Source organism: Micromonospora sp. NPDC003776, from assembly GCF_053605645.1.
In genome coordinates, this window is sequence record NZ_JBSGJR010000042.1 from 1 (window position 1) to 22,472 (window position 22,472).

General features: G+C 74.4%; 25 protein-coding genes. 10 read left to right on the top strand and 15 right to left on the bottom strand.

The window, feature by feature from the left end; translation table 11 throughout:
* Nucleotides 1–124: 124 nt before the first annotated feature.
* Both ACWEVO_RS06370 and ACWEVO_RS06375 read right to left on the bottom strand, forming a co-directional pair.
* Nucleotides 125–1,159 carry an extracellular catalytic domain type 2 short-chain-length polyhydroxyalkanoate depolymerase gene (locus tag ACWEVO_RS06370; protein WP_452306530.1) on the bottom strand — a complete coding sequence of 345 codons (1,035 nt, stop codon included), beginning with the start codon at nt 1,157–1,159 and terminating at the stop codon, nt 125–127.
* A gap of 132 nt (nt 1,160–1,291) precedes the next feature.
* On the bottom strand, nt 1,292–1,897 hold the full coding sequence (locus ACWEVO_RS06375) for an FIMAH domain-containing protein (protein ID WP_452306531.1): 606 nt from the start codon (nt 1,895–1,897) through the stop codon (nt 1,292–1,294).
* A gap of 80 nt (nt 1,898–1,977) precedes the next feature.
* On the opposite strand from ACWEVO_RS06375, the gene ACWEVO_RS06380 reads away from it, so the two are divergent.
* Nucleotides 1,978–2,961 carry a glycoside hydrolase family 6 protein gene (locus ACWEVO_RS06380; RefSeq protein ID WP_452306532.1) on the top strand — a complete coding sequence of 328 codons (984 nt, stop codon included), beginning with the start codon at nt 1,978–1,980 and terminating at the stop codon, nt 2,959–2,961.
* Here the strand turns inward: ACWEVO_RS06380 and ACWEVO_RS06385 are convergent.
* Both ACWEVO_RS06385 and ACWEVO_RS06390 read right to left on the bottom strand, forming a co-directional pair.
* Nucleotides 2,954–5,158, bottom strand: coding sequence for a bifunctional polysaccharide deacetylase/glycosyltransferase family 2 protein (locus ACWEVO_RS06385; RefSeq protein WP_452306533.1), 2,205 nt, complete (start codon nt 5,156–5,158; stop codon nt 2,954–2,956). The two genes, ACWEVO_RS06380 and ACWEVO_RS06385, sit on opposite strands and share 8 nt — an antisense overlap.
* Complete coding sequence (locus tag ACWEVO_RS06390; protein ID WP_452306534.1) at nt 5,158–5,496, bottom strand: hypothetical protein; 339 nt, start codon at nt 5,494–5,496, stop codon at nt 5,158–5,160. Before ACWEVO_RS06390 ends, ACWEVO_RS06385 begins: the two co-directional genes overlap by 1 nt.
* A 259-nt stretch (nt 5,497–5,755) precedes the next feature.
* On the opposite strand from ACWEVO_RS06390, the gene ACWEVO_RS06395 reads away from it, so the two are divergent.
* Both ACWEVO_RS06395 and ACWEVO_RS06400 read left to right on the top strand, forming a co-directional pair.
* Nucleotides 5,756–6,511: an SAM-dependent methyltransferase gene (locus ACWEVO_RS06395; RefSeq protein WP_452306535.1), complete on the top strand. Its 756-nt coding sequence runs from the start codon at nt 5,756–5,758 to the stop codon at nt 6,509–6,511.
* A gap of 104 nt (nt 6,512–6,615) precedes the next feature.
* Nucleotides 6,616–7,050 (top strand): ATP-binding protein, encoded by a 435-nt coding sequence (locus ACWEVO_RS06400; protein WP_452306536.1) that lies wholly within the window; start codon nt 6,616–6,618, stop codon nt 7,048–7,050.
* A 36-nt stretch (nt 7,051–7,086) separates the two neighbouring features.
* On the opposite strand, the gene ACWEVO_RS06405 is transcribed toward ACWEVO_RS06400, so the two are convergent.
* From ACWEVO_RS06405 to ACWEVO_RS06420, 4 genes are all read right to left on the bottom strand, one after another.
* Entirely contained in the window at nt 7,087–8,064 is a 978-nt protein-coding gene (locus tag ACWEVO_RS06405; RefSeq protein WP_452306537.1) for an aldo/keto reductase, read from the bottom strand.
* 80 nt (nt 8,065–8,144) lie between these two features.
* Nucleotides 8,145–8,669, bottom strand: coding sequence for a DUF2231 domain-containing protein (locus tag ACWEVO_RS06410; RefSeq protein WP_452306538.1), 525 nt, complete (start codon nt 8,667–8,669; stop codon nt 8,145–8,147).
* A 96-nt stretch (nt 8,670–8,765) separates the two neighbouring features.
* Complete coding sequence (locus ACWEVO_RS06415; RefSeq protein ID WP_452306539.1) at nt 8,766–9,956, bottom strand: sensor histidine kinase; 1,191 nt, start codon at nt 9,954–9,956, stop codon at nt 8,766–8,768.
* A 10-nt stretch (nt 9,957–9,966) separates the two neighbouring features.
* Nucleotides 9,967–10,632 (bottom strand): response regulator transcription factor, encoded by a 666-nt coding sequence (locus ACWEVO_RS06420; RefSeq protein WP_452306540.1) that lies wholly within the window; start codon nt 10,630–10,632, stop codon nt 9,967–9,969.
* A gap of 272 nt (nt 10,633–10,904) precedes the next feature.
* Between ACWEVO_RS06420 and ACWEVO_RS06425 the strand changes: the two genes are divergently transcribed.
* The 4 genes from ACWEVO_RS06425 (at nt 10,905) to ACWEVO_RS06440 (ending at nt 14,529) form a co-directional block, all read left to right on the top strand.
* The gene (locus ACWEVO_RS06425; protein ID WP_452306541.1) at nt 10,905–12,107 is read left to right on the top strand and encodes a DUF2786 domain-containing protein; all 1,203 of its coding nucleotides are present in this window, start codon (nt 10,905–10,907) and stop codon (nt 12,105–12,107) included.
* 105 nt (nt 12,108–12,212) lie between these two features.
* Entirely contained in the window at nt 12,213–12,575 is a 363-nt protein-coding gene (locus ACWEVO_RS06430; RefSeq protein WP_452306552.1) for a YciI family protein, read from the top strand.
* Nucleotides 12,572–13,816: an RNA polymerase sigma factor gene (locus ACWEVO_RS06435; RefSeq protein WP_452306542.1), complete on the top strand. Its 1,245-nt coding sequence runs from the start codon at nt 12,572–12,574 to the stop codon at nt 13,814–13,816. Before ACWEVO_RS06430 ends, ACWEVO_RS06435 begins: the two co-directional genes overlap by 4 nt.
* Nucleotides 13,817–13,845: 29 nt before the next feature.
* Entirely contained in the window at nt 13,846–14,529 is a 684-nt protein-coding gene (locus ACWEVO_RS06440; protein WP_452306543.1) for a dihydrofolate reductase family protein, read from the top strand.
* Here the strand turns inward: ACWEVO_RS06440 and ACWEVO_RS06445 are convergent.
* The 5 genes from ACWEVO_RS06445 to ACWEVO_RS06465 form a co-directional block, all read right to left on the bottom strand.
* Nucleotides 14,474–14,971, bottom strand: coding sequence for a hypothetical protein (locus ACWEVO_RS06445; protein ID WP_452306544.1), 498 nt, complete (start codon nt 14,969–14,971; stop codon nt 14,474–14,476). The genes ACWEVO_RS06440 and ACWEVO_RS06445 overlap by 56 nt on opposite strands.
* Before the next feature lie 204 nt (nt 14,972–15,175).
* Nucleotides 15,176–15,349 (bottom strand): CsbD family protein, encoded by a 174-nt coding sequence (locus ACWEVO_RS06450; protein WP_452306545.1) that lies wholly within the window; start codon nt 15,347–15,349, stop codon nt 15,176–15,178.
* Nucleotides 15,350–15,493: 144 nt separating this feature from the next.
* On the bottom strand, nt 15,494–17,749 hold the full coding sequence (locus ACWEVO_RS06455; protein ID WP_452306546.1) for a heavy metal translocating P-type ATPase: 2,256 nt from the start codon (nt 17,747–17,749) through the stop codon (nt 15,494–15,496).
* Between the two features lie 14 nt (nt 17,750–17,763).
* A complete protein-coding gene (locus ACWEVO_RS06460; RefSeq protein ID WP_452306547.1) occupies nt 17,764–18,735 on the bottom strand; it encodes a hypothetical protein in 972 nt (323 codons plus the stop codon).
* A 35-nt stretch (nt 18,736–18,770) separates the two neighbouring features.
* Entirely contained in the window at nt 18,771–18,980 is a 210-nt protein-coding gene (locus tag ACWEVO_RS06465) for a heavy-metal-associated domain-containing protein (RefSeq protein WP_123239534.1), read from the bottom strand.
* 152 nt (nt 18,981–19,132) lie between these two features.
* Between ACWEVO_RS06465 and ACWEVO_RS06470 the strand changes: the two genes are divergently transcribed.
* Together ACWEVO_RS06470 and ACWEVO_RS06475 are read left to right on the top strand one after the other, a co-directional pair.
* On the top strand, nt 19,133–19,432 hold the full coding sequence (locus ACWEVO_RS06470) for a metal-sensitive transcriptional regulator (protein ID WP_046568942.1): 300 nt from the start codon (nt 19,133–19,135) through the stop codon (nt 19,430–19,432).
* A gap of 172 nt (nt 19,433–19,604) precedes the next feature.
* Nucleotides 19,605–19,790: an SHOCT domain-containing protein gene (locus ACWEVO_RS06475; protein WP_452306548.1), complete on the top strand. Its 186-nt coding sequence runs from the start codon at nt 19,605–19,607 to the stop codon at nt 19,788–19,790.
* Nucleotides 19,791–19,847: 57 nt separating this feature from the next.
* Here ACWEVO_RS06475 and ACWEVO_RS06480 read toward each other — a convergent pair whose 3' ends face one another.
* Nucleotides 19,848–20,483, bottom strand: a complete 636-nt coding sequence (locus ACWEVO_RS06480) for a DUF305 domain-containing protein (protein ID WP_452306549.1) — start codon at nt 20,481–20,483, stop codon at nt 19,848–19,850.
* Nucleotides 20,484–20,565: 82 nt separating this feature from the next.
* On the bottom strand, nt 20,566–21,075 hold the full coding sequence (locus tag ACWEVO_RS06485) for a hypothetical protein (RefSeq protein WP_452306550.1): 510 nt from the start codon (nt 21,073–21,075) through the stop codon (nt 20,566–20,568).
* A 191-nt stretch (nt 21,076–21,266) separates the two neighbouring features.
* On the opposite strand from ACWEVO_RS06485, the gene ACWEVO_RS06490 reads away from it, so the two are divergent.
* The coding region (locus ACWEVO_RS06490) for a YibE/F family protein (RefSeq protein WP_452306551.1) at nt 21,267–22,472 on the top strand (1,206 nt) is incomplete at its 3' end.

Genomic DNA, 22,472 nt, shown 5'->3' on the forward strand with positions numbered 1-22,472 from the left:
CAAACGCTGCCTCAAGCGCTACATCGCCCGAGACCTCTACCGACGCCTCGAAAACCCACCCCGACTACTTGACGCGGCATAGGAGCGTCCGGCCCGCACCGGCGGTACGGGCCGGATCGCCGGATCAGCCGTCCAGGCGGCGGACCATGTTCATGATCGTTTCGACCTGGTAGCCGCCCTTGATCGGGTAGTTGGTGGCACCGAGGTAGCCCCACCAGTCCCAGCAGCCGTTCGGGTTCACCCCGGTGGCGACGGCCTGCGGGTAGAGCACGATCAGCCGGTTGGTGTCGGCGTACTGGTTGAGGTTGGCCCGGTCGACGAAGGCGGTGCCGACCTTGGCGTAGCCCTGGGCGCAGCCGTGCAGGGCGACCAGCAGGCGGCAGCTGTTGCCGGCGGCGCAGGCGCTGGGGACGTACGCGAAGCCGTTGGCGTCCATGCTCAGCCCGTTCGCCCAGCCGTTGGTGGCGAAGGTGTCCTGGGTGAACCGGATGAGCGTGCCGCCGAGCGGGCCGGTGTTGGGCGCGGCGACCGAACCGAGCAGCTTGCCGAGGAAGGCGCCCTGCGGGTCGGTGCCGCAGTCGTTGAGGAAGGGCGAGGCGGTCGCCGTGCAGCCGACCGTGCCGTACGGGGTGACCCAGGAGTGGCCGGCGGCGCTACCGGAGTCGTAGCGGACGCTGGCCCCGAAGTCCTGGTAGTAGCGGACCAGGTCGTCGGTGACGGACTTCTTCACCGTGCTGTCGCTGCCGCCGTGGTAGACGTACACCGGCTGGCCGGCGAGGTTGCCGGTGCCGTCGATCCAGCCGTACGACGCCCAGCTGCGGGTGTAGCTCTCCAGGGTGGACACGTAGGTCGGGTAGATGTTGTCGCCGCAGCCGTAGAGCGCCTGGGAGACGTTGTTCTGGGCGCAGTAGTACGGGCCGGCGGCGAAGACCGCCGCGCCCCGGATCCGCGCCGAGTACGCGACCTGCAGCTGGGTGGCCATATACCCGCCGGAGGAGACCCCGGCGACGTGCACGGCGGAGACGTTGTAGGTGCCGAGCGAGCCGGCGACCGGGGTTTTTGTGTACGGCGTGCTCGCGGCCCGGGCGGCGGCGCCACCGGGCAGGACCAGGAGGAGGGCCGCGGCGAGGATGGTGGCGGCTTTCCACGGTGTCTTCATGGCGTTCTCCCGTCGGAGCGCCGGCGGGACGACCGGCGTGCGGGAACGCTAACGTGACATAGACCACAGCTGATATCCGTGCGGTCAACACCTCCGGGCCGCGGCCGGTGTGGGCCGCCCACCGGTGGGCGGTCAGCGAGCGGGTAGCGCCCGGGCCAGCTCGCCCGTCGCGGCGATCAGCGCGTCGTAACCCGACCCGTCGAGCCGGCCCCGCCGACGCAGGTCGGCCACCCGGTCGGTGAAGTCGCGCAGCCGCGCCCGGGCCTGCGCGACGTCGCCGGCGGCCAGCAGCCGCTCCACCTCGCGAAGCCGCTTGCGCAGGTCCTGGCTGTCGTTGCGACGCAGCTCACCCTGCCGCACCAGCCCGTCCACGGTGCCGTTCAGGGCGGCCAGCAGGCGGGCCGGATCAACCGTCCGGGCCCGGGTCGGCGATGCCGACGTGGGCGGCGGGGTCGGCGACGCCGGGGACGACGGCAGCTCCGACGGCTCGTCCGGCGGCAGGAGTTCGGTGGGCGCCACGGTGCCGACGGCGACCGGCGGCGCGGCGTCGTCCCCGCCGCCGAGGGCGAGCGTCAACACGGCGACCAGCGCCACGACCGCGGCTCCCCCGACCGCCAGCCACATCAGCCGGCGCCCGTCGTCCGGCGCCCGGTGGCGGCTGCCGCCCGGGCGCACCGGCGGCAGGGCCGTCGTGGGCGGATCCACGGGGGCGCTGTGCAGGTCACGGGCGGCGGACACGCCGGACATCATGCCACCCGACGGGTCGGCCGGGGTGCTCCTCCGCTGCGGGGCGCCCGGACCCGGCCTACCGTGTTCCGGTGCGCCGACACCCGCTTCCCGCCGCCCTGGCGGCGGTGGCGCTCGCCGTCGGGCTCGGCGGATGTGGGGGCGGCGCCGAGTACGTACCGCTGCGCCACCCGTTCCGGGGCGCGTCCCTGCTCGTCGACGCCGACAGCCCGGCCGCGCACTGGCGCGACGACCACGAAGCCCGCTGGCTGGACCCGATCGCGGACACCCCGCAGGCCCGCTGGCTGACCGGACCGGCGGACCTCGCCGACCTGGCCGGATACCTGCACACCGCCCGCGATCGGCGGGCGCTGCCGGTCCTCGTCGTCTATCACGTGCCGAACCGGGACTGCGGCGGCCCCGACGGGGGCGGCGCCGCCGACGCCGGTGCCTATGCCCGCTTCATCGACCGGACCGTGGCCGCGCTCGGGGACAGCCGGACGGTGGTGATCCTGGAGCCGGACGCGGTGGCCGACGAGTGCTTCGACGACGGCCGGGCCGCGTTGCTGGCCGATGCCACCCGCCGGCTGACCGACGCCGGGCAGTACGTCTACCTCGACGCGGGAAATTCGCGCTGGCGTACCCCGGAGGAGATGGCCGGACGGCTGCGCCGGGCCGGCATCGCCCGCGCGGAGGGATTCGCGGTGAACGTCGCCAACCGGCAGTCGACCGCCGACAGCCACCGGTGGGGGCTGCGCCTGTCGAGGCTGGTCGGGGACCGGGAGATGGTCATCGACACCGCCCGCAACGGCCTGCCCGCCCCGCCCGACGACCAGTGGTGCAACGCGTCCCCGCAGGCCCTCGGCCAGCCACCCAGCACCGACCCGAAGCTGGACCGGGTGGCCGCGCTGCTGTGGATCAAGAACCCCGGGGAGTCGGACGGCCCGTGCGGGCGGGACGAGCCGGCGGCAGGGGTCTTCTCACCCGCCCAGGCCCGCGCCCTGATCACCGCCGCACCCAGGCTGCCGCCGGCCGCCCGGGCCGCGGCGGCCCGGGCCGATGCGCCGGTCAGCTGACCACCTGCGGCTGCGCCATCGCCACCTCGCCGGTGCGGCGCAGCTTCTGCCACTTGAGCCGGCCGCCGCTGAGCGCCGTGATCACCGAGTGGACCAGCACCAGGTACATCACCTGCCGGTAGAGGAACTGCTGCAACGGCAGCGCCCACAGCGGGCGTAACCGCTCCCGGTCCAGCCGGAAGGCCAGGATCGCGGTGACGGTCTGGATCGCGAGCAGCGCCAGCCAGGCCACCACGGTCTCGTACCGGTCGAGGAAGAACAGCCCGTACACGGCGAAGATGTCCACCACCGGCGCGAGCAGCGGCAGCAGCACGGAGAAGAGGGCGATGAACGGCAGGCCGCGACGGCCGAACCGCCCGGACGGCCCACCTTCCACCATCGCCCGGCGGTGCCGCCAGAGCGCCTGAATGGTGCCGTAGCTCCACCGGTAGCGCTGCCGCCACAACTCGGGCAGGGTGGCCGGTGCCTCGGTGCGGGCGACGGCGCTCTCCTCGTACACGACCCGGCAGCCGGCGCGGTGGATGCCCATGGTCAGGTCGGTGTCCTCGGCGAGGGTGGCACGGCTGAGCCCGCCGGCCGCGCGGACGGCCTCCCGGCGGAAGGCGCCGAGCGCTCCCGGCACGGTGGGCATGCAGTGCAACGTGTCGTAGAGCCGCCGGTCCAGGCTGAACCCGATCACGTACTCGATGTGCTGCCAGCGGCCGAGCAGCCGCCGCCGGTTGCCCACCTTGACGTTCCCGGCGACCGCGCCGACCCTCGCGTCGGCGAAGGGCTGGACCAGGCGGTGGATCGCGTCGGGCTCGACCACCGTGTCGGCGTCCACCATCACCAGCAGGTCGTTGCGGGCCAGCGCCACCCCGGCGTTGAGGGCGGCGGCCTTCCCGCCGCCCGGGACCCGGGCCACCCGGACGTTGGGCAGGCCGAGCCGCTCCACCTCCTCGGCGGTGCCGTCGTCGGACTCGTCGTCGACCACCAGCACCTCGATGCCCGGATGAGTGCCGGTGGCCAGGGACCGCACTGCCGCCGCGATGGTGGTCCGCTCGTTGTACGCCGGCACGATGATCGTCACCGGGTCGTTCACCTCGCCGCCCCAGGACCAGGTCGGCGCCCGGCGGCGGCGGGCGTGCGCAAGCGCGTACCCGAAGAGCAGCAGGGTGCGGCCCAGGGTGAGCAGCCCGACCACGATCAGGAGCAGCCATAGCAGGTGGATCGTCTCGTCCGCCGCCCGCACCCCCCAGACCAGCAGCGCCCCCCGTACCTCGTCGAGGGTGTCCAGGTGCACGGCGGCGTCCGCGGCGGGCCGGCCGAGCCCCTGGGAGACGGTGGTGAACCGGTAGCCCCGGGCCTGCATCTCGGGGATGAACCGGTCCAGGGCGGCGAGCGTCTGGGACCGGTCACCGCCGCTGTCGTGCATCAGGACGATGGCACCCCGGTCCCCCTCCGGGGTGGCGCTGCTGATGATCGACTCGACGCCCGGCCGGGCCCAGTCGCGGCTGTCGGTGTCGTTGAACACCGACACGTACCCCCACCGCCCGGCCTCCCGTACCACCGGCCAGCTCGCGTCGTCGATCGCGTCGACGCCGCTGGAGTACGGCAGCCGGGCCAGCGAGGTGGTGACGCCGGTCGTGTAGGCGATCGTGGCCTGGGTCTGCGAGTACTCCAGCTTCCGCCGCCATCGCGGCAACGCGGTCATCTCCGGGTGGGTAAAGGTGTGGATGCCCAGCTCGTGGCCTTCGCGTGCCATCCGCTCCGCGAGCTGCGGGTGGCGGGCGACCTGCGAGCCGATGACGAAGAACGTCGCCGGGGCGTGGTGCCGGGAGAGCACGTCCAGCACCTTCGGCGTCCACACCGGATCGGGACCGTCGTCGAAGGTCAGGGCGATGGTCCTCGGCGGCATCCGCTCGGCGTCCAACCGGCCGTCCGGGAAGCCGACCACGGTGCCGCCGTCCAGCACCCTCGCCGGCACCGCGCCGGTGCCCGCCGGGCTGCCGGCCCTGTGGTCGGGGGTGAAGCGGGCGTTCGCGTAGGCCCCGATCGCCAACAGGTTGAGCAGGATGAACGTCACCACGCCCGCCAGCAGCCAGCGCCGGCGGTTACGCCGGCGCTGGCGCCGTTCTGAGGCGGTGACCGTCGGCGATGGGGCCGCCCGCACCTCGCCGGTCCCGTCCACCCGGTGCCCCGCGCGCCAGACGGCCATCAGGGCAGCGCCTCGAACACGTCCAGCCACTGCAGCACCCAGAACGCCGCCAGCAGCAGCAACACGACGAGGACCAGCGCGTACGCGACCCGGCGCAGCCGTCGCCCCCGCCGTCCCGAGCGGTCCACGAAGATCGCGCCGGTGATGTCCGGCGGCTGCAACATGCTGGTGGCCGCGTCCACCGGCTCGGCGGACGGAGGCGGTGCGCTCGTCACGGCCCGGCCGCTGCCGTCCACCTGGGACGACGAGGTCGTGTGACCGACCCGGGCCCGTGCCACGACCCGGCCCACCGCCGGTCCGGGCTTCATCGAAACTCGGCCGAGGTAACGATCACTCATCTTTCCCATCGCCGGGATGTACCCCGATCCACCCCAGCCAGCACCTGCGATCACGGTATGAGCGACTCCTCACCTCTCGGACTTGCCAGCTGCCGTCCGATGCGCTCGGTAATCCGGTTGGCGGTCGATGCGATGGCGGCTAGCCTCGCCGCGACGTCACTCCAACTGCCTGAAGAGGGTGTTTTGGTGCCCGTGCCGACTGTGCCGATCCGAGCCGATCTGCGTCAGCCCGTTCCCACACCGACAACGCACCTCAGGAGTGACCATCTTGGATCTGCCACGTAAGTTCACCATCCGCGAGGGAGACCTGCGGATCATCAACCCGATCGACGACGCCAAGCTCGCCACCCTGGGCCGAGTGATCAAGCTGACCCCGGGCACGTCGATCCTCGACCTGTGCAGCGGCAAGGGCGAACTGCTCTGCACCTGGGCCCGGGACCACGGGGTGACCGGCACCGGGGTCGACATCAGCACCGTCAACACCGCCGCCGCCCGGGCGCGCGCCGCCGAACTGGGCGTCGCGGACCGGGTCCGGTTCGTGCACGGCGACGCCAGCTCGTACGTCGCGCAGGAGCCGGTCGACCTGGCCGCCTGCGTCGGCGCCACCTGGATCGGCGACGGGGTGCCGGGCACCCTGGAGATCCTCGAACGCAGCCTGCGCCCCGGCGGGATGGTCCTGGTCGGGGAGCCGTACTGGCGGCGCGACCCGCCCGACGAGGAGACCGTGGCCGGCTCGCACGCCCGGTCCCGGGACGAGTTCCGGGACCTGCCCGGGCTGGTGCAGCTCTTCGGCGAACTCGGCTGGGACCTGGTCGAGATGGTCCTCGCCGACCAGGACAGCTGGGACCGGTACGCGGCCGCGCACTGGCTCAACCTGCGCCGCTGGCTGGACGCCAACCCCGACGACGAGCTGGCCGCGGAGCTGCGGCAGGAACTGACCGAGGACCCGCTGCGGTACGTCCGCTACCGGCGGGAGTACCTGGGCTGGGGGATCTTCGCCCTGCTCCGCCGTTGACCGTCGCGGCCCGACCCTCCGCTCGACACGGGCGGGGGTCGGGCCCCCGGGTTTCCGCCGGTCGGAGCCGCTTAGCGGGTGGCTACGCAGGGTAAAGCGGGATCATGGGTCAGTTGCGCACCTCGCCGCCACCGCCGCAGGCCACCGAGCTGGAGCGGTGGGTGCTCGACACGCCCGAGGAACTGCGCGACCTGCGCGCCTCGCTGCGGGACGCGCTGGCCCGGCACGGCTTGGTCCAGGGCGAGGAACTCGACGAGGTGCCGCACCTCGTCGTGCTCGTCGCCACCGAGTTGGCGAGCAACGCGCTGCGGCACGGCCGCCCGCCGACGATCGTCACCCTCCTGCGCACCGACGACTGCTTCCTCCTCGACGTGGGAGACCACGACGTGAGCACGGTGCCCGAGCTGACCGACATCCACCCGCTCGACTCCGGTGGGCGCGGGCTGTTCCTGGCCCAGTCGGTCTCGCTGGCCGTCGGCTGGTACGGCACCGGAGAGACCAAGAACATCTGGGCCTCGTTCCCCCGTCCCGTCACCTGAGTGGCCCCGCCGGCCGGGGTGGAGCCGAGCTGAGGGTCAGAAGCCGGCGACCGGGTGCGGAACGTAGGGCGCCTCCAGCGCGGACACCTCGTCGTCGGTCAACTCCAGCTCCAGCGCCGCCGCCGCGTCGGTCAGGTGGTGCGGCTTCGTCGCCCCGACGATCGGCGCGGTCACCGCCGGATTGCGGGCCACCCAGGCCAGCGCCACCTGCGCCCGGGGTACGCCCCGCTTCTTCGCGATCCGGGCCACCGCGTCGACCACCGCCCGGTCCGGCCCCTCGGTTCGCGCGTACAGGCCCTTGCCGAACTCGTCGGTCTCCGCCCGGGCGGTGCGCTCACCCCAGTCCCGGGTCAGCCGGCCACGGGCCAGCGGGCTCCACGGGATCACCGCGATGCCCTGGTCCGCGCAGAGCGGCAGCATCTCCCGCTCCTCCTCCCGGTAGAGCAGGTTGTAGTGGTTCTGCATGGAGACGAACCGCGTCCAGCCGTGCCGCTCGGCGGCCCAGAGAGCCTTGGCGAACTGCCACGCGTACATGGAGGAGGCGCCGAGGTAGCGGACCTTGCCGGCGCGGACCAGGTCGTGCAGCGCCTCCAGGGTCTCCTCGATCGGGGTGGTCGAATCCAGTCGGTGGATCTGGTAGAGATCCACGTAGTCGGTGCCGAGCCGGCGCAGGCTGGCGTCGATCTCGCTCATGATGTGCTTGCGGGACAGCCCGCCCCGGTTCGGCCCCGGGCCCATCCGGCCGTGCACCTTGGTCGCGATGACCACGTCGTCGCGGCGGGCGAAGTCCTTCAACGCCCGCCCGACGATCTCCTCGCTGGTGCCGTCGGAGTAGACGTTGGCGGTGTCGAAGAAGTTGACCCCCAGCTCCAGCGCCTGCTGGATGAACGGCCGGCTCTCCTGCTCCGGCAGCGACCAGGGATGCGCGCCGCGGCCCGGTTCGCCGTAGCTCATGCAGCCCAGGCAGAGCCGGGACACCTCCAGGCCGGTCGACCCGAACTTCACGTACTCCATGCGGTCGTCCTCCTCCGCCCCGGCACCGCGCGTCCGCCGTCCATCTCACCACCGACGGGCGCGCGGCGCAGGATGCGGGGTCAGTCGCCGTCGCCGCCGCGCTCGCCGTGCTCGGCGGTGGCCGCCGGGGTGTCCTTCCAGACCGCCTTCGCCCCGGAATCGCCGATCCGGTAGATCTGCACGACGTTCGCGGCCGCGATGACCACGGCCACTACCGCGACGACCACACCGAGTGCACCCTGCCGGGCCGGCCGCGCGGCCTCGGTGGTGTCGTCGGTCGTCCGGGCGGCGGACCGGCGGTGCAGCCAGTACAGCGCGACGGCGGCCACCAGCAGCGGCACCGCGAACCAGATGAGCTGGTCCCCCAGCTCGGCGTGCCGGCCCGGGTCACCCACCCGGCGCTCCAGGCTCTCGCCACTGTCGGTGGCGAGCGGGATGGCGGCGGTGGCCAGCGCGGCGATCAGCACCACGAGGACCCCGAAGCGGCCCCGCCAGGAGGGTCGGACGGCCAGCGCCACCACGCCGAGCGCGGCCAGCGGCAGGAGGACCACCACCGCGTGCACCACCAGCGGGTGTACGGGCAGTCCGTTGACGTTGTCGGGCACGATCTCTCCTCAAGATCGGGGGACTTCACTCTGCGGCCCCACAGTGCCCACCGTTTCTTGGGAAGTTCTTGGCCCACCGGCCGCCGGCGCCCGGGTTCAGGCCGGCGGCAGCAGCAGGGTGAAGGTGGCGCCCCCGCCCGGCGCGCCGGTCACCTCGACCGATCCCCGGTGTGCCCGGGCCACGTGCTGCACCAGCGCCAGGCCCAGCCCGAACCGCCGCCCCGCACCCGAGGTGCCGTGCGCGAAACGGTCGAAGAGGCGGTCCGCCTCGGCCGGGTCCAGCCCCACCCCGTCGTCGGTGACCTCGGCGGCCACCCGGCCGTCCCGCCGGTCGACCGTCACCGTGACGTGCCCACCGGCGGGCACGTGCCCGATGGCGTTGTCCACCAGCGCGGTCAGCGCCCGGCGCAGGGCGGTGGACGCGCCCCGGACCGGGACCGGCCCGGCCGCCTCGATCCGCAGGTCCACCTCCCGGCCCTCGGCGTACGCGGACATGCTCGCCACCACCTCGCGGGCCACCCCGGCCAGGTCGACCTCGGTGTCCGGCAGCGGCTGGTGCTCGGCCGCGGCGGACACCAGCAGGTCCTCGACCACCTCACCGAGCGCCCGGGTGTCGGCGACGAGCTGGTCGAGCTGCCCGGCGAGCCGCTCGGGCGGCTGGGTACGGACCCGCCGGGCCAGCAACTGGGCCCGGGTGTGCAGCACGGTGAGCGGCGTGCGCAGCTCGTGGGAGGCGTCGGCGACGAACCGGCGTTGCAGGGTGAGGGCGGTGGCCAGCGGTGCGACCGCCCGCCGGGCCAGCAACGCGGCGGCGACCAGCGCGCCGGCCAGCCCGGCCAGCTCGGCCACGAGCAGGGCGAGACCGAGCTGCTCCTGCTGGCGGCGCAGGGGCGCCAGGTCGGCGGCGACGGCCCACCGGGTGCCGTCCGCCCGGCGGGCGACCAGCACCCGGATCGGCTGGTCGTCGCCGAGACTGGTGTCGTACCGGCCCGGCGACCGGCGGATCGTGTCGTGCAGCACCCGGACCAGCTCGGGAGGCGCGTTCGGGGTCACCTCGACCCTGCTCGCCCCGGGCCGTTGCCGGGCGAGGAACTCGCCGGGCGGTGGATCGTCCACGTCCTCGGCCACCGCCAGCACCCGGGTCAGGCCGGCGGTGAGCACCCGGGACTCCTGCCCGATGGTCAGCACGTACATCAGCGCGCCGACCAGCAGCAGGACCAGCCCGATCGCCCCGGCGGTCTGGGCCACGCTGCGCCGCCGGGCACGGGTCAGCCGCGCCTCGTCCACCCCGGCCGCCTCAGCCCGGGCCGAGCCGGTAGCCCAGCCCGTGCACCGTGCGGACGGCGTCCCGGCCCAGCTTGCGCCGCAGGTGGTGGACGCAGGCGTCCACCGTGCCCGGGGCGTCGGCGTGGTCGAACGCGGCGCTGAGCAGCTCGGCCCGGGTGAAGGTCTTGGTCGGCCGGCCGGCGAGGGCGTGCAGCACGGCGAACTCCCGGGCGGAGAGGGGGATCTCCTCGCCGCCGTCGAGCACCCGGCGGTTGTCCACGTCCAGCCGGCGCCGGCCGAGCGGCAGCCAGCCGGCCGCCTCGGGGTGCCGGCGGCGCAGCGCCCGGAGCCGGGCCAGCAGCTCGGCCACCTCGAAGGGCTTGACCAGGTAGTCCTCCGCGCCCGCGTCCAGCCCCTCGACCCGGTCGTCCACCGAGCCGCGCGCGGTGAGCAGCAGCACCGGGCAGGTCACCCCCCGGGCCCGCAGCCGGGTGACCAGGTCCAGCCCGTCCAGCACCGGCAGCCCCCGGTCGACCACCATGAGCTGGTAGTCCCGGGTGAGCGCGTGGTGCAGCCCGGTGTGCCCGTCGCCGGCCACGTCGACCGCGTACCCCTCCTCGGTGAGCAGGTCGGCGAGCAGACCGGTGAGGGCACGGTCGTCCTCGACCAGCAGCAGGCGGGGGCGGGTGCTCTCCACCCGCCCAGTATTCACCCGTCGCCAGCGGGCCGGTCCTCGGCGGGGACCGGGTCGTCGTACCGGCCGGACGGGCCGGTGAGCAGGGCGCCGACCCCACGTGGGTTGATGGTGACCCCACTCACGGGCAGCCGGGCGGCACCCGCCGGTACGGTCGTGCCGGCGGGTCCCGGCAGCTCGTGCCGTTCCCGCCCCGCACGGGCCCGATCTGCGGCGGCCCGGGGTGGATCATGCCGGGTGCGCCGGGACGACGACGAATTCGAGGAGGCCGCCCCGTGTCGGACGCTGAACGGCTGCTCGCCGACGCCCTCGCGGCGGCCCGCGGCACCGAGGTACGGGCGGCCGAACGGGCGCTGGACCGGCTGGTGGTCGCCGACAGCCCGGCGGTCGACGCGGCGCTGCTGGCCCGGCTGGTCCGCGCCACGGGACGGCTCTGGCCGCGCGGCTGGCAGCCGGCCGACCTCGACCGGATCGCCAGCCGGCGGCTGACGCCGCGGGGCGCCCGGCTGCTCCGGGACGTGCTGGCCGCGCAGCGGCGGGAGCAGCCCGGCCCGGTCCCGCAGTGGTTCGACGACCAGCTCGGCGAGCTGGGCGCGGAGTGGGACGCGGACGCGGGCTGGCTGGACCGCCGGGCCGGGGGTGACCGGATCAGCGCGCTGCGCGACGCCGTGGACGCGCTCGGGCTGGTCGAGGGGCTGCCGCCGATCGCCGCGCTCCGCCCGCCACCCGGCAGCACCACGGTCACCCGGTCCGCCGCCGCCCCGGCCTCCGGCTCACGGATGCTGGACCGGGTACGCGCGCTGCTGGCCAAGGCCGAGTCGACCACCTTCCCCGCCGAGGCCGAGGCGCTGACCGGGAAGGCGCAGGAGCTGATGGCCCGGCACAGCATCGACGCGGCGCTGCTCGACGCGACCGCCGAGCGCCCGGACCGGCCGAGCGGGGTCCGGCTGGGCACCGACGCCCCGTACGCGGCGGCCAAGGCGCTGCTCATCCAGGAGGTGGCGACGGCGAACCGCTGCGAGTCGGTCTGGTCCGACGATCTCGGCTTCGCCACCGTGCTCGGCTTCCCCGCCGACCTGGCCGCCGTCGAGCTGCTGCACACCTCGCTGCTGGTGCAGGCGACCGCCGCGATGCTGCGTGGGCGGGGCGAGCGGCGTACCGGTAGCGGGCGGCGGACCAGGGGCTACGACGAGTCGTTCCTGCACGCGTTCGCGCTGCGGATCGGGGAGCGGCTGCGGGCGGCCACCGCGGCCGAGGAGCGGGCGGCAGCCGAGCAGCGGGGCGACGAGCGGCTGCTCCCGGTGCTCGCCGCCCGGTCGGACGCGGTGCGGGAGCGGGTCGACCAGCTCTTCCCCGGCGTCACCCGGCACCGCGTCCAGGTACGCGACGCCGAGGGCTGGACCTCGGGCACCTCGGCCGCCGACCGGGCCTCCCTCGACGCCGGCGCGCCGCCACGCCGTCCGGTACGCGGCCGCTGACTTCTTCTCGGGGGAAGATGTCGGATCGGGCGTGCCGGCTCCGACCCGTCTGCGAGAGGCGCCACCGCCGGTGGCCAAGTACCCGAGGAGTGGATCGTGAAGTACATGCTGCTGATCTGGAACCGGCCCGGCTTCGTGGAGGAGCTGACCGAGGAGGAGCGGAACGCGATCTTCGGCGACGTCGACCGGATCATGAAGGAGCTGACCGAGTCCGGGGAGCTGGTCGGCGGCGACGCGCTGGCCCACCCGTCGCAGACCCGTACCGTCCGGGCGGGTGCCGGCGGCCGGGCCGAGATCACCGACGGGCCGTTCGTGGAGAGCAAGGAGCAGTTCGCCGGCTACCTGATGGTCGACTGCGAGACCCCGGAGCGGGCCGCCGAGATCGCGGCGAGCTGGCCGGACGTCGCGCACGGCGTCGGCGTGCTGGAGGTGCGGCCGGTGATGGAGCAGGCCGGGACGGAGATGTGACCTCGCCGGTCGTCGAGGACCTGCTGCGTACGCTCGCGCCGCAGGTCCTCGGCGTGCTGGTCCGCCGGCACGGCCAGTTCTACGCCTGTGAGGACGCCGTCCAGGAGGCGCTGCTCGCCGCCGCCACCCAGTGGCCGGCGCAGGGCGTCCCCGACCATCCCCGCTCCTGGCTGGTCACCGTGGCGACCCGCCGGCTCACCGACGAGTGGCGCAGCGAGCGGGCCCGCCGGGACCGGGAGGTCGCAGTGGCGGTCCGCGAGCCGGCGTACGCGGGGGTCGCACCGCCCGCCGACGAGGAGCCGCCGGCCGCCGACGACACGCTGAAGTTGCTCTTCCTCTGCTGTCACCCGGCGCTCGGGCTCTCCGCCCAGGTGGCCCTGACGCTGCGCGCGGTGGGCGGGCTGAGCACGGCGGAGATCGCCCGCGCGTACCTGGTGCCGGAGGCGACGATGAGTCAGCGGATCCGCCGGGCCAAGCAGAAGATCGAGGCGGCCGGAGCCCGCTTCGTCCTGCCCTCGGCGGCCGACCGGGACGAACGGCTGCGTGCCGTGCTGCACGTGCTCTACCTGATCTTCAACGAGGGGTACACCGCCTCCAGCGGTGGTGAACTGCACCGGACGGAGCTGACCGGGGAGGCGATCCGGCTCGCCCGGGAGCTGCACCGGCTACTCCCGGGCGACGGCGAGGTCGCCGGGCTGCTGGCGTTGATGCTGCTCACCGACGCGCACCGGGCCGCCCGGACCGGGCCGGGCGGAGAGCTGATCCCGCTCGCCGAGCAGGATCGCGGCCGCTGGGACCGGGCCGGGATCGAGGCGGGCGTGGCCCTGGTGACGGAGGCGCTGACCTGGTCGCCACCGGGCCCGTACCAGGTGCAGGCGGCGATCGCGGCGGTGCACGCCGAGGCGCCGTCGGCGGCGGAGACGGACTGGCCGCAGATCGTCGCGCTCTACCGGGTGCTCGCCCGGCTCGCGCCGAACCCGATGGTCACGCTCAACCAGGCCGCCGCGGTGGCCATGGTGGACGGGCCCCGGGCCGGGCTGGCCCTGCTCGCGCCGTTGGACGCGGACGAGCGCATCGCCGGGCACCACCGTCTCGCCGCCGTCCGGGCGCACCTGCTGGAGCTGGCCGGCGACCAGGCGGCCGCGCGGGCGGCGTACCTGGCCGCCGCCCGGGCCACCACCAGCCTGGCCGAGCAGCGCTACCTGGAGGTACGCGCCGCGCGGCTGGCCGCCGACAGATGAGTTCCGCCGGCCCCGGGAGTCCACCGGACATGGCACAGGTGACCAGTCAGCTCTCGGTGTCGCTGGACGGGTACGTCGCGGCTCCGGGGCAGAGCAAGTCGGATCCGCTGGGCCGGGGCGGCCTGCGGCTGCACGAGTGGCTCTTCGCCACCGAGGGCTGGCGGACGCAGCACGGGCTCGCCGGTGGCGAGCGCAACGTCGACGCCGAACTGGTCGACGAGCTGACCGCCGGCGTCGGCGCGTACGTGATGGGCCGCCGGATGTTCGGCGGCGGCGAGGGCCGCTGGGACCCGGACTGGACCGGCTGGTGGGGCGACGATCCGCCCTGGCACGCCCCGGTCTTCGTGCTGACCCACCACCCGCGCGAGTCACTGGTGATGCGGGGCGGCACCGAGTACCACTTCGTCACCGACGGCATCGAGGCGGCGCTGGAACTGGCGCGGGCCGCCGCGGGCGACCGGGACGTCGCGGTGGCGGGCGGTGGGAGCGCGGTCCGGCAGTACCTCGCCGCCGGGCTGCTCGACACGCTCTGGCTGCACGTGGTGCCGATCGTCCTGGGCGGGGGCACGCCCCTCTTCGACGGGCCGCTCGACGGCGTCACTCTGGAGCCGGTGCGGGTGGTGCCCGCACCGGCCGTCACCCACGTGTCCTACCGGGTCAGCCGCGGCACTCCCGGGCCAGCCGCTGCGGGATCTGCACGAACGTCGAGCTGAGCCACTTCACCGGGGTGGCCGACCGCGCGCCGGAGTCGATCTTCTGCGCGGCCTCGGTGACGAGCGCCTTGATCTCCGGGTCCGCGGCCTTGGCGGCCTGCCCGCGTACGTCGTCGGCCAGGTCGGCGAGGTCGGCCTTGACCTGGTCGTTGATCTGCTCGGGAGTGAGCTGCTTGCGGGTGGCCGCTGCGGAGTCGTCGGCGATCTCCCGGCTCTTGGTGATGATGAGCCGGTCCACGGCGGCGCAGACCTCCGCGGTGTTCGCGGCGGTCTGCGGGGACGGTGCGGCGGTGGCCGGGGCGGCCTCGGCGGAGGTGGTGGGCGCGGTCGTCGGGCTTCCCGCCGGGGCCGCGCGGTCCTCTTCGGTGGGCTGCTGGCAGGCGCCGGCGAGCGCGGTCAGGGTCACCAGGGCGGCGGTGCGGAGCGCGGCGGTGGCGGTCATCGTTCTCCCCGTACGGTCGTCGGCCGTCGGTCACGGCCGGTGGTCGGCCGGGGCATCGACACGGTGCCGCCACCCGCGCCCCGGACCGGATGGACGGCGTCGGACCGAGTGTGCCAAGTCGACGGCGCGGGCGCGGGACAGCGGGTCCGCGCGCAGCACGCCGGGCCGGCGAGGTGCCGGCCCGGCGAAGCGGTACGACGTGGGTCAGCTCTTGAAAGCGTCCTTGATCTTCTCACCGGCCTGCTTGATGTTGGCCTCGGCCTGGTCGTTGCGGCCCTCGGCCTCGAGGCGCTCGTTGTCGGTCGCCCGGCCGACGCCCTCCTTGACCTTGCCGGCGGTGTTCTCGGTCGCGTTGCCGATCTTGTCGTCGTAACCCATCGGAACCTCCACTCAGCAGTTCGTCCTGACGATGTGGAAGTACCCCGTCGGTCCGCGGCTCAACCCACTGTTCCCTCACCGAGGGTGAACGGACGGCCCACCGCCGCCCCCGGACACACCGGGGACGGCGGCGGGCGCGGGCGCTCAGCCGACCGGCCGGAAGCCCCGCAGTCGGAGACTGTTCGCCACCACGAAGACCGAGGAGAAGGCCATCGCGGCCCCGGCGATCATCGGGTTGAGCAGGCCGGCGGCGGCCAGCGGCAGGGCGGCAACGTTGTACCCGAAGGCCCAGAACAGGTTGCCCTTGATGATGCCCAGCGTGCGCCGGGAGAGCCGGATGGCGTCCACCGCGGCCATCAGGTCGCCGCGGACCAGGGTCAGGTCGGACGCCTCGATCGCCACGTCGGTGCCGGTGCCCATGGCCAGCCCGAGGTCGGCCTGGGCCAGCGCGGCCGCGTCGTTGACGCCGTCGCCGACCATGGCCACCGTCCGCCCCTCCGCCTGGAGCCGGCGGACCGCGTCCACCTTGTCGGCCGGGAGCACCTCGGCGATCACCTGGTCGATGCCGACCTCGGCGGCCACGGCCTGCGCCACGGTGGCGTTGTCCCCGGTGAGCAGCACCGGCGTCAGCCCGAGTTCGCGCAGCCGGGCGACCGCCGCCCCGCTGGTCGGCTTCACCACGTCGGCCACCGCGAGCACGCCCCGGGCCCGGCCGTCCCAACCGGCCAGGACCGCCGTCCGCCCGGCGGCCTCCGCGTCGGTCACCGACCGCGCGATCTCCTCCGGTACGTCGAGACCCCGCTCCCGCAGCAGCCGGAGCCGCCCGACGACCAGGTCCCGGCCGTCGACCGACCCGGTCACGCCGAGCCCTTCCGCGTTGGCGAAGCCGCCGACCGCCGGCAGCGGGCCCCGCTCGGCGGCGCCGTCGGCGATGGCCCGGGCGATCGGGTGCTCGGAGGCGGCCTCCAGCGCCCCGGCCAGCCGGAGCAGCTCGTCGGCGTCCTGGCCGGCGGCGGGGAGCACGTCGACCAGGGTCATCCGGCCGGTGGTGACGGTGCCGGTCTTGTCCAGCACGACGGTGTCGACCTGGCGGGTCGACTCCAGCACCTCCGGCCCCTTGATCAGGATGCCCAGCTGGGCCCCCCGGCCGGTACCGACCAGCAGCGCGGTCGGCGTGGCCAGGCCGAGGGCGCACGGGCAGGCGATGATGAGCACGGCCACCGCGGCGGTGAACGCGGCGGTCGTCCCCGCGCCGGTGCCGAGCCACCAGCCCAGCGTGCCGGCGGCCAGGGCGATCACGATGGGCACGAAGACCCCGGAGATCCGGTCGGCGAGCCGCTGCACGGCCGCCTTGCCGGTCTGCGCCTGCTCCACCAGCTTCGCCATCTGGGCGAGCTGAGTGTCCCCGCCGATCCGGGTGGCCCGGACGACCAGCCGTCCGCCGGCGTTGACGGTCGCGCCGACCACGGTGTCGCCCGGCCCGACCTCGACCGGCACGGACTCGCCGGTGAGCATGCTGGCGTCGACCGCCGAGGTGCCGTCCTCGACCACGCCGTCGGTGGCGACCTTCTCGCCGGGGCGGACCACGAACCGGTCCCCGACCACGAGCTGGTCCACCGGGATCCGGGTCTCCCGCTCGCCGCGCAGCACCGCGACGTCCTTGGCCCCGAGTTCCAGCAGGGCCCGCAGCGCCGTACCGGCGGTCCGCTTGGAGCGGGCCTCGAAGTAGCGGCCGGCGAGGATGAAGACGGTCACCCCGGCCGCCGCCTCCAGGTAGATGTTGCCGGCGCCGTTGGTGCGGGTGATGTCGAAGCGGAACGGGTGGGTCATCCCGGGCATCCCGGCGTCGCCGAGGAAGAGCGCCCAGAGCGACCAGCCGAACGCGGCGAGGGTGCCGAGCGACACCAGGGTGTCCATGGTGGCCGCGCCGTGCCGGAGGTTGATCCAGGCGGCCCGGTGGAACGGCAGCCCGCCGTAGACCACGACCGGAGCGGCCAGGGTCAGCGACAGCCACTGCCAGTAGTCGAACTGCCAGGCCGGCACCATGGCGAGCAGGATCACCGGCACGGCCAGCGCCACCGACACCCACAGCCGGGTACGCAGGCCGCGCAGCTCGTCCACCGGCTCGGCCGTCGCCCCGTCGGCGGCCTGCGCCGGCGGGGGCGGTACGGCGGCCGTGTAGCCGGTCTTCTCCACCGTGGCGATCAGGTCCGCCGGGGTGATGTCGTCGGCGTACCGGACGGTGGCCTTCTCGGTGGCGTAGTTGACCGTCGCCTCGACGCCGTCCATCCGGTTGAGCTTCTTCTCGATCCGGGCGGCGCAGGAGGCGCAGGTCATCCCGCCGATCGCGAGTTCGATCCGATTCGGCGCGACCGGCAACGACTTCGCGGTCGAGGTCATCGCGGCACCTCCTGTCAGCTGTGTCCGTGACCCGGGGTGCCGTGGCCGGCGTCCGGGGTCGGTGCGGTGGTGGTGGTCGGTGCGGCCGGCGGCGGGACGTCGCCCGCCAGCACGGTGAACTCGGCGGTGTGCACCTCGTCGCCGTGCCGGAAGTCCAGGTAGAGGCGGTACGCCCCGGCCGAGGGCACCTCGGCCGCGAAGCTGATCGCCGGGCCGGCCGGGGTCCGCCCGTCGCCGGGCGCGCCCTCCGGGTGCACGTGCAGGTACGCCAGGTCGCCCTGGCGCAACGCCACCAGGTGCCCGTACGCCCCGAGGTAGGGCTGGAGGTCGGTGACCGGCCGCCCGTCACGGCTGACGGTCAGGGTGAGTCGGCTGGACCGGCCGGGCTGCGGGACGCCGGCCAGGGTGACGGTGTAGCCGTCGACGGTGGTGCTGGTGGCGGGCGCCGGCAGCGGGCGCTCGGCGAGCGCGCCGGGAACGGTGACGTCGAGCCTGAGGGTCAGCGGCTCCCCGCCGGTCGGGGTGAAGTCGGCGAACGCCCGCCAGACGCCGGGGCCGGCGAGCGGCGAGGCGACCCGCCAGGTGCCGTCGGCGGCCAGCTCGGGGTGGACGTGCCGGAAGCCGGACAGGTCGCGCCGGGCGACGATCAGGTGCATGCGCTTGTCGTGCGCCACGTCGAAGCGGGTGACCGGCTTGCCGTCGGGGCCGGTGATCCGGAAGGCGAACTCGCCGGCGGGTGCGGTCATCGGTTGCAGGGTGTAGCCGCGGTCGGAGACGAGCAGCCCGCCGGGCAGGTGGGCGGCGGCGTCGCCGCTGGCGTGGCCGTCGCCGTGGCCGGCGGCGGCGTCGTGGTCGGGTGCGGTGGCGTCGTGGCGGGTCTCGGCGGCGGGGGCGACGGGGCCGGCAAGGTGACCGACCCCGTACGCCGTGCCGAACACCGCCGCGAGGCCGAGGGCGAAGCCGCTCAGCTTCGTCGCCGTGTTCATCGTGGTACCTCGGTTCCTTCGGGTCCTGGGACCCGTCACGCCCCGACGAGGTCGTAACCGGCCTCGTCCACGGCGGCGCGGACGGCGTCCGTGTCCAACGGGCTCTCGCTGGTGACGGTGACCTGGCCGGAGGCCAGGTCCACCTGCACGTCGGTGACGCCCGCGAGGGCGCCCACCTCCGTGCTGACCGAGTTGACGCAGTGCCCGCAGGTCATGCCCTGGACCTGGTAGGTGGTGGTGACCATCGCTGCTCCCTTCCTGCCGCCCCATCTTATACCCCCCAGGGGTAAGAAACAGAGAGACGGCTGCCACTCTTGACGCCGCAAATACCCGGTGGGGGTATCAGCGACTGATGCGACAGTACCATACCCCCGAGGGGTACGCTATCCTGGCTGTCATGACCGCACCCACGACCCCGACCCGGGGCTACACCGCCAGCAAGGACCAGCTGCTCGCGCGGCTGCGCCGTATCGAGGGCCAGGTCCGCGGCATCGAGAAGATGGTCGAGGACGACCGCTACTGCATCGACGTGCTGACCCAGATCTCCGCCATCCAGGCCGCCCTCGACAAGGTCGGTCTCGGCCTGCTCGACGGGCACGCCCGGCACTGCATGCACGAGGGTGCCGCCGAGGGGCGCGCCGACGAGATGGCGACCGAGATGATGGCCGCCGTCGGCCGGCTGATGAAGCGCGGCTGACCAGGACTTCCGTCCTCCGGATCGGGTCGACCGACCCGGCCGGGACCGGCCGCCGACGACGTACGTTCGAGGTGGCGACCGGGGCCGGCGCCACCCTCGCGCCGGACCGGCCGGCCCTCGGCTACGGACGGGAGGCGGCCAGATGATGTGGAACGGCCCGATGATGGGCTGGATGTGGATCTGGTCCCTGCTGGGGCTGGTGGTGCTGATCGGGCTGGTGTGGCTGATGTTCCGCCTCACCGAGCGGGACCGCGTCGGCAACGCCCCCTCCTCGGCCCGGCGCATCCTCGACGAGCGGTACGCCCGCGGTGAGATCGACGAGGAGGAGTACCGGCGCCGCCGCGCCGGCCTCGCCTGATCCGGCCGACGCCGGGTGCCCGGGTCGCGCACGACCCCGGCACCCGGCTCCTTCGGCTCAGAGCCGGTCGAGCACCTTCTTCATGGTGTCGATCTCACCCTGCTGAGCAGTGACGATCTGCTGGGCCAGCGCCTTGGCGGCCGGGTTGGCGCCCTGCGCCAGCTCGTCCTTCGCCATGGTGATCGCGCCCTCGTGGTGGGCGATCATCATGGTCAGGAACTGCCGGTCGAAATCCGTGCCGGACGACGCGGCGAGCTTGCCCATGTCGGCGTCGGACATCATCCCTGGCATCCCGTGATCCATCCCCGGCATACCGTGCCCGGCGCTCGCCGACGGGACCGGTCGGCCCCAGGCGGTGAGCCAGCCCGACATGGTGGCGATCTCCGGCGCCTGGGCGCCCTTGATCTGGGCGGCCAGCTTCTTCAGCTCCGGGTCGGCGGCCCGGCTCTCGGCCAGCTCCGCCATCGCCACGGCCTGCTGGTGGTGCGGGATCATCATCTGGGCGAACATCACGTCCGCATCGCCGAACGAGGCGGAGGCCCCGGCGGCGGGCGTGCCGGTGCCGCCCATGCCCGGCATGCCGTGGCCGGAGCCGGACGTCGAGTGGTCGCCGCCGCAGGCGGCGAGGACGAGTGCGGCGGTGACGGTCGCGCCGGCCAGGGCGGCCCGACGTGCGAGGGTACGAGTGAACACGGTGGAAGGCCTTTCGGTGTCGGAACGTACGCAGCGGGCGGGGACGCGGGCCGACATTCGGGCGGACCCGCGTCGGGCGCTCCTATCTGCGCAGCACCGACACCGCGGTGAGGCGTAGTCCGTACGGCCGGCCGGGTGGGGCGCGCGGCCCGGCGGCGAGCCGGAGCGGACCAGCGGCGATCGGGCCGGCGGTCCGGGACCGGGCCCGGAGCAGCGCGGCGAGCAGCAGCACGACGGCGAAAGCGCCGAGCACCGCCAGGCAGACCGCCCACCCGGACGGGTGGCCGCCCAGGTCACCGAGCGGCAGGGCGCGCAGGTGGCAGGCGTCACCGGGGCAGCCGGAGACCGCGCGCACGAGGGCGGGGAGGCCCGCCATCGGGTCGGAATCGGTGCGACCGGTCATCCCGGCGAGGGCCCACGTGGCCGCCGGCTCGACGGCGGCCGGGTGGTGGCCGGTCCCGTGCGGCGTGGCGTGGTCGGCCGGGGTGTGCGTGCCGTGGCCGAGGGTGTGCATCGCGGTCAACCCGACCAGGGTGCAGAGCAGCAGCAGGAGCCGGACCCACCGTCCGGTCACCGCCGCCTCGGTCACCACGGCAACCACGGTAGCGGGTGCCGCCGGGCGGCCCAGGCGGAACCGCCGGCCCCGGGTCGGCCGCGCCGCCGGTCCGGCTGGCTACCATTCCCGACGACGACCCCGGCCTGCGTCACCTCGCGGGCACCCCGGCCGGCCCACCAACCGATCGGGTGACACGTACCCCGCGGTGAATCGTTGGGAGACTCGCGATGGGCGCCGACCACACTCGTCCCGCTCCGTCCGCCCCGCCGGGCGTACGGCGGCTGCTGGTCGCCACGGTGGTGCCGCTCTTCGCCGTGACGGTGATCGCCGCGCTGGTGCTGTGGCCGCGCGACAGCGGGGATCCGGCGAGCGGTCCGGACCTGCCGCGCTACCAGGGCACCGTGGCCCGGGTGGTCACCGAGCCGTGCCCGGATACGCCGGAGACGCCGGAGGGGGGCGGGTCCGACGGCCCCTGCGGCACGGTCACCGTCGCCGCCGAGCAGGGGCCGGACGCCGGCCGCCAGGTCGAGGCGCCGGTCCCGTCCGGGCCGGGCGCGCCCCGGGTGGAGGTCGGCGACAAGATCATCCTGGTCGAGCTGATGGACCCGGCCGACCCGGCGGCGAAGAGTTACCACATCGCCGAGCACCAACGGGGTACGCCGCTGGTCTGGCTCGCGGTGCTCTTCGCCGTCGCCATCGTGGCCTTCGGGCGGTGGCGCGGGCTGGCCGCGCTGGGCGGCCTGGTCGCCAGCTTCGCCGTGCTGCTCGGCTTCGTGCTCCCCGGGATCGGTGCCGGCCAGCCGCCGCTGCTGGTCGCGATCGTCGGCGCCGCGCTGATCATGTTCGTGGTGCTCTACCTCACCCACGGCGTCAGCGCGCAGACCTCGGTGGCGGTCCTCGGCACCCTGGGCAGCCTGGTGCTCACCGGGGTGCTCGGCACGCTGGCCACCGCGGCCACCCACCTGACCGGCTTCGGCAGCGAGGACGCCACCACCCTGTCCATGTTCCAACGGGACGTCGACCTGCACGGACTGCTGCTGGCCGGCATCATCATCGGCTCGCTGGGCGTACTGGACGACGTCACGGTCACCCAGGCGGCCACCGTCACCGAGCTGGCGCACGCCAACCCGGGGCTGTCCCGGCGGCAGCTCTATCGGGCCGCCACCCGGGTGGGCCGGGCGCACATCGCCTCCACGGTCAACACCATCGTGCTGGCGTACGCGGGCGCGTCCCTGCCGCTGCTGCTCCTGCTGGTCGCCGACTCCCGTCCGGTGGGCGAGATCCTCACCAGCGAGTTCATGGCTCAGGAGATCGTCCGCAGCGCGGTGGCGACGCTGGGCCTGATCGCCGCCGTACCGCTGACCACCGGGCTGGCCGCCGTGGTGACCACCGCCGGCCGGCGCGGCGGCCCGGGCGCGGCAGGCCCGCCCGAC

Excerpts from the sequence above, each read along its gene's own strand:
- ACWEVO_RS06370 (WP_452306530.1), bottom strand. The coding sequence starts at position 1,159 with ATGAAGACACCGTGGAAAGCCGCCACCATCCTCGCCGCGGCCCTCCTC.
- ACWEVO_RS06385 (WP_452306533.1), bottom strand. The coding sequence starts at position 5,158 with ATGGCCGTCTGGCGCGCGGGGCACCGGGTGGACGGGACCGGCGAGGTG.
- ACWEVO_RS06390 (WP_452306534.1), bottom strand. The coding sequence starts at position 5,496 with ATGAGTGATCGTTACCTCGGCCGAGTTTCGATGAAGCCCGGACCGGCG.
- ACWEVO_RS06400 (WP_452306536.1), top strand. The coding sequence starts at position 6,616 with ATGGGTCAGTTGCGCACCTCGCCGCCACCGCCGCAGGCCACCGAGCTG.
- ACWEVO_RS06405 (WP_452306537.1), bottom strand. The coding sequence starts at position 8,064 with ATGGAGTACGTGAAGTTCGGGTCGACCGGCCTGGAGGTGTCCCGGCTC.
- ACWEVO_RS06430 (WP_452306552.1), top strand. The coding sequence starts at position 12,213 with ATGCTGCTGATCTGGAACCGGCCCGGCTTCGTGGAGGAGCTGACCGAG.
- ACWEVO_RS06440 (WP_452306543.1), top strand. The coding sequence starts at position 13,846 with ATGGCACAGGTGACCAGTCAGCTCTCGGTGTCGCTGGACGGGTACGTC.
- ACWEVO_RS06445 (WP_452306544.1), bottom strand. The coding sequence starts at position 14,971 with ATGACCGCCACCGCCGCGCTCCGCACCGCCGCCCTGGTGACCCTGACC.
- ACWEVO_RS06450 (WP_452306545.1), bottom strand. The coding sequence starts at position 15,349 with ATGGGTTACGACGACAAGATCGGCAACGCGACCGAGAACACCGCCGGC.
- ACWEVO_RS06455 (WP_452306546.1), bottom strand. The coding sequence starts at position 17,749 with ATGACCTCGACCGCGAAGTCGTTGCCGGTCGCGCCGAATCGGATCGAA.
- ACWEVO_RS06460 (WP_452306547.1), bottom strand. The coding sequence starts at position 18,735 with ATGAACACGGCGACGAAGCTGAGCGGCTTCGCCCTCGGCCTCGCGGCG.
- ACWEVO_RS06465 (WP_123239534.1), bottom strand. The coding sequence starts at position 18,980 with ATGGTCACCACCACCTACCAGGTCCAGGGCATGACCTGCGGGCACTGC.
- ACWEVO_RS06470 (WP_046568942.1), top strand. The coding sequence starts at position 19,133 with ATGACCGCACCCACGACCCCGACCCGGGGCTACACCGCCAGCAAGGAC.
- ACWEVO_RS06475 (WP_452306548.1), top strand. The coding sequence starts at position 19,605 with ATGTGGATCTGGTCCCTGCTGGGGCTGGTGGTGCTGATCGGGCTGGTG.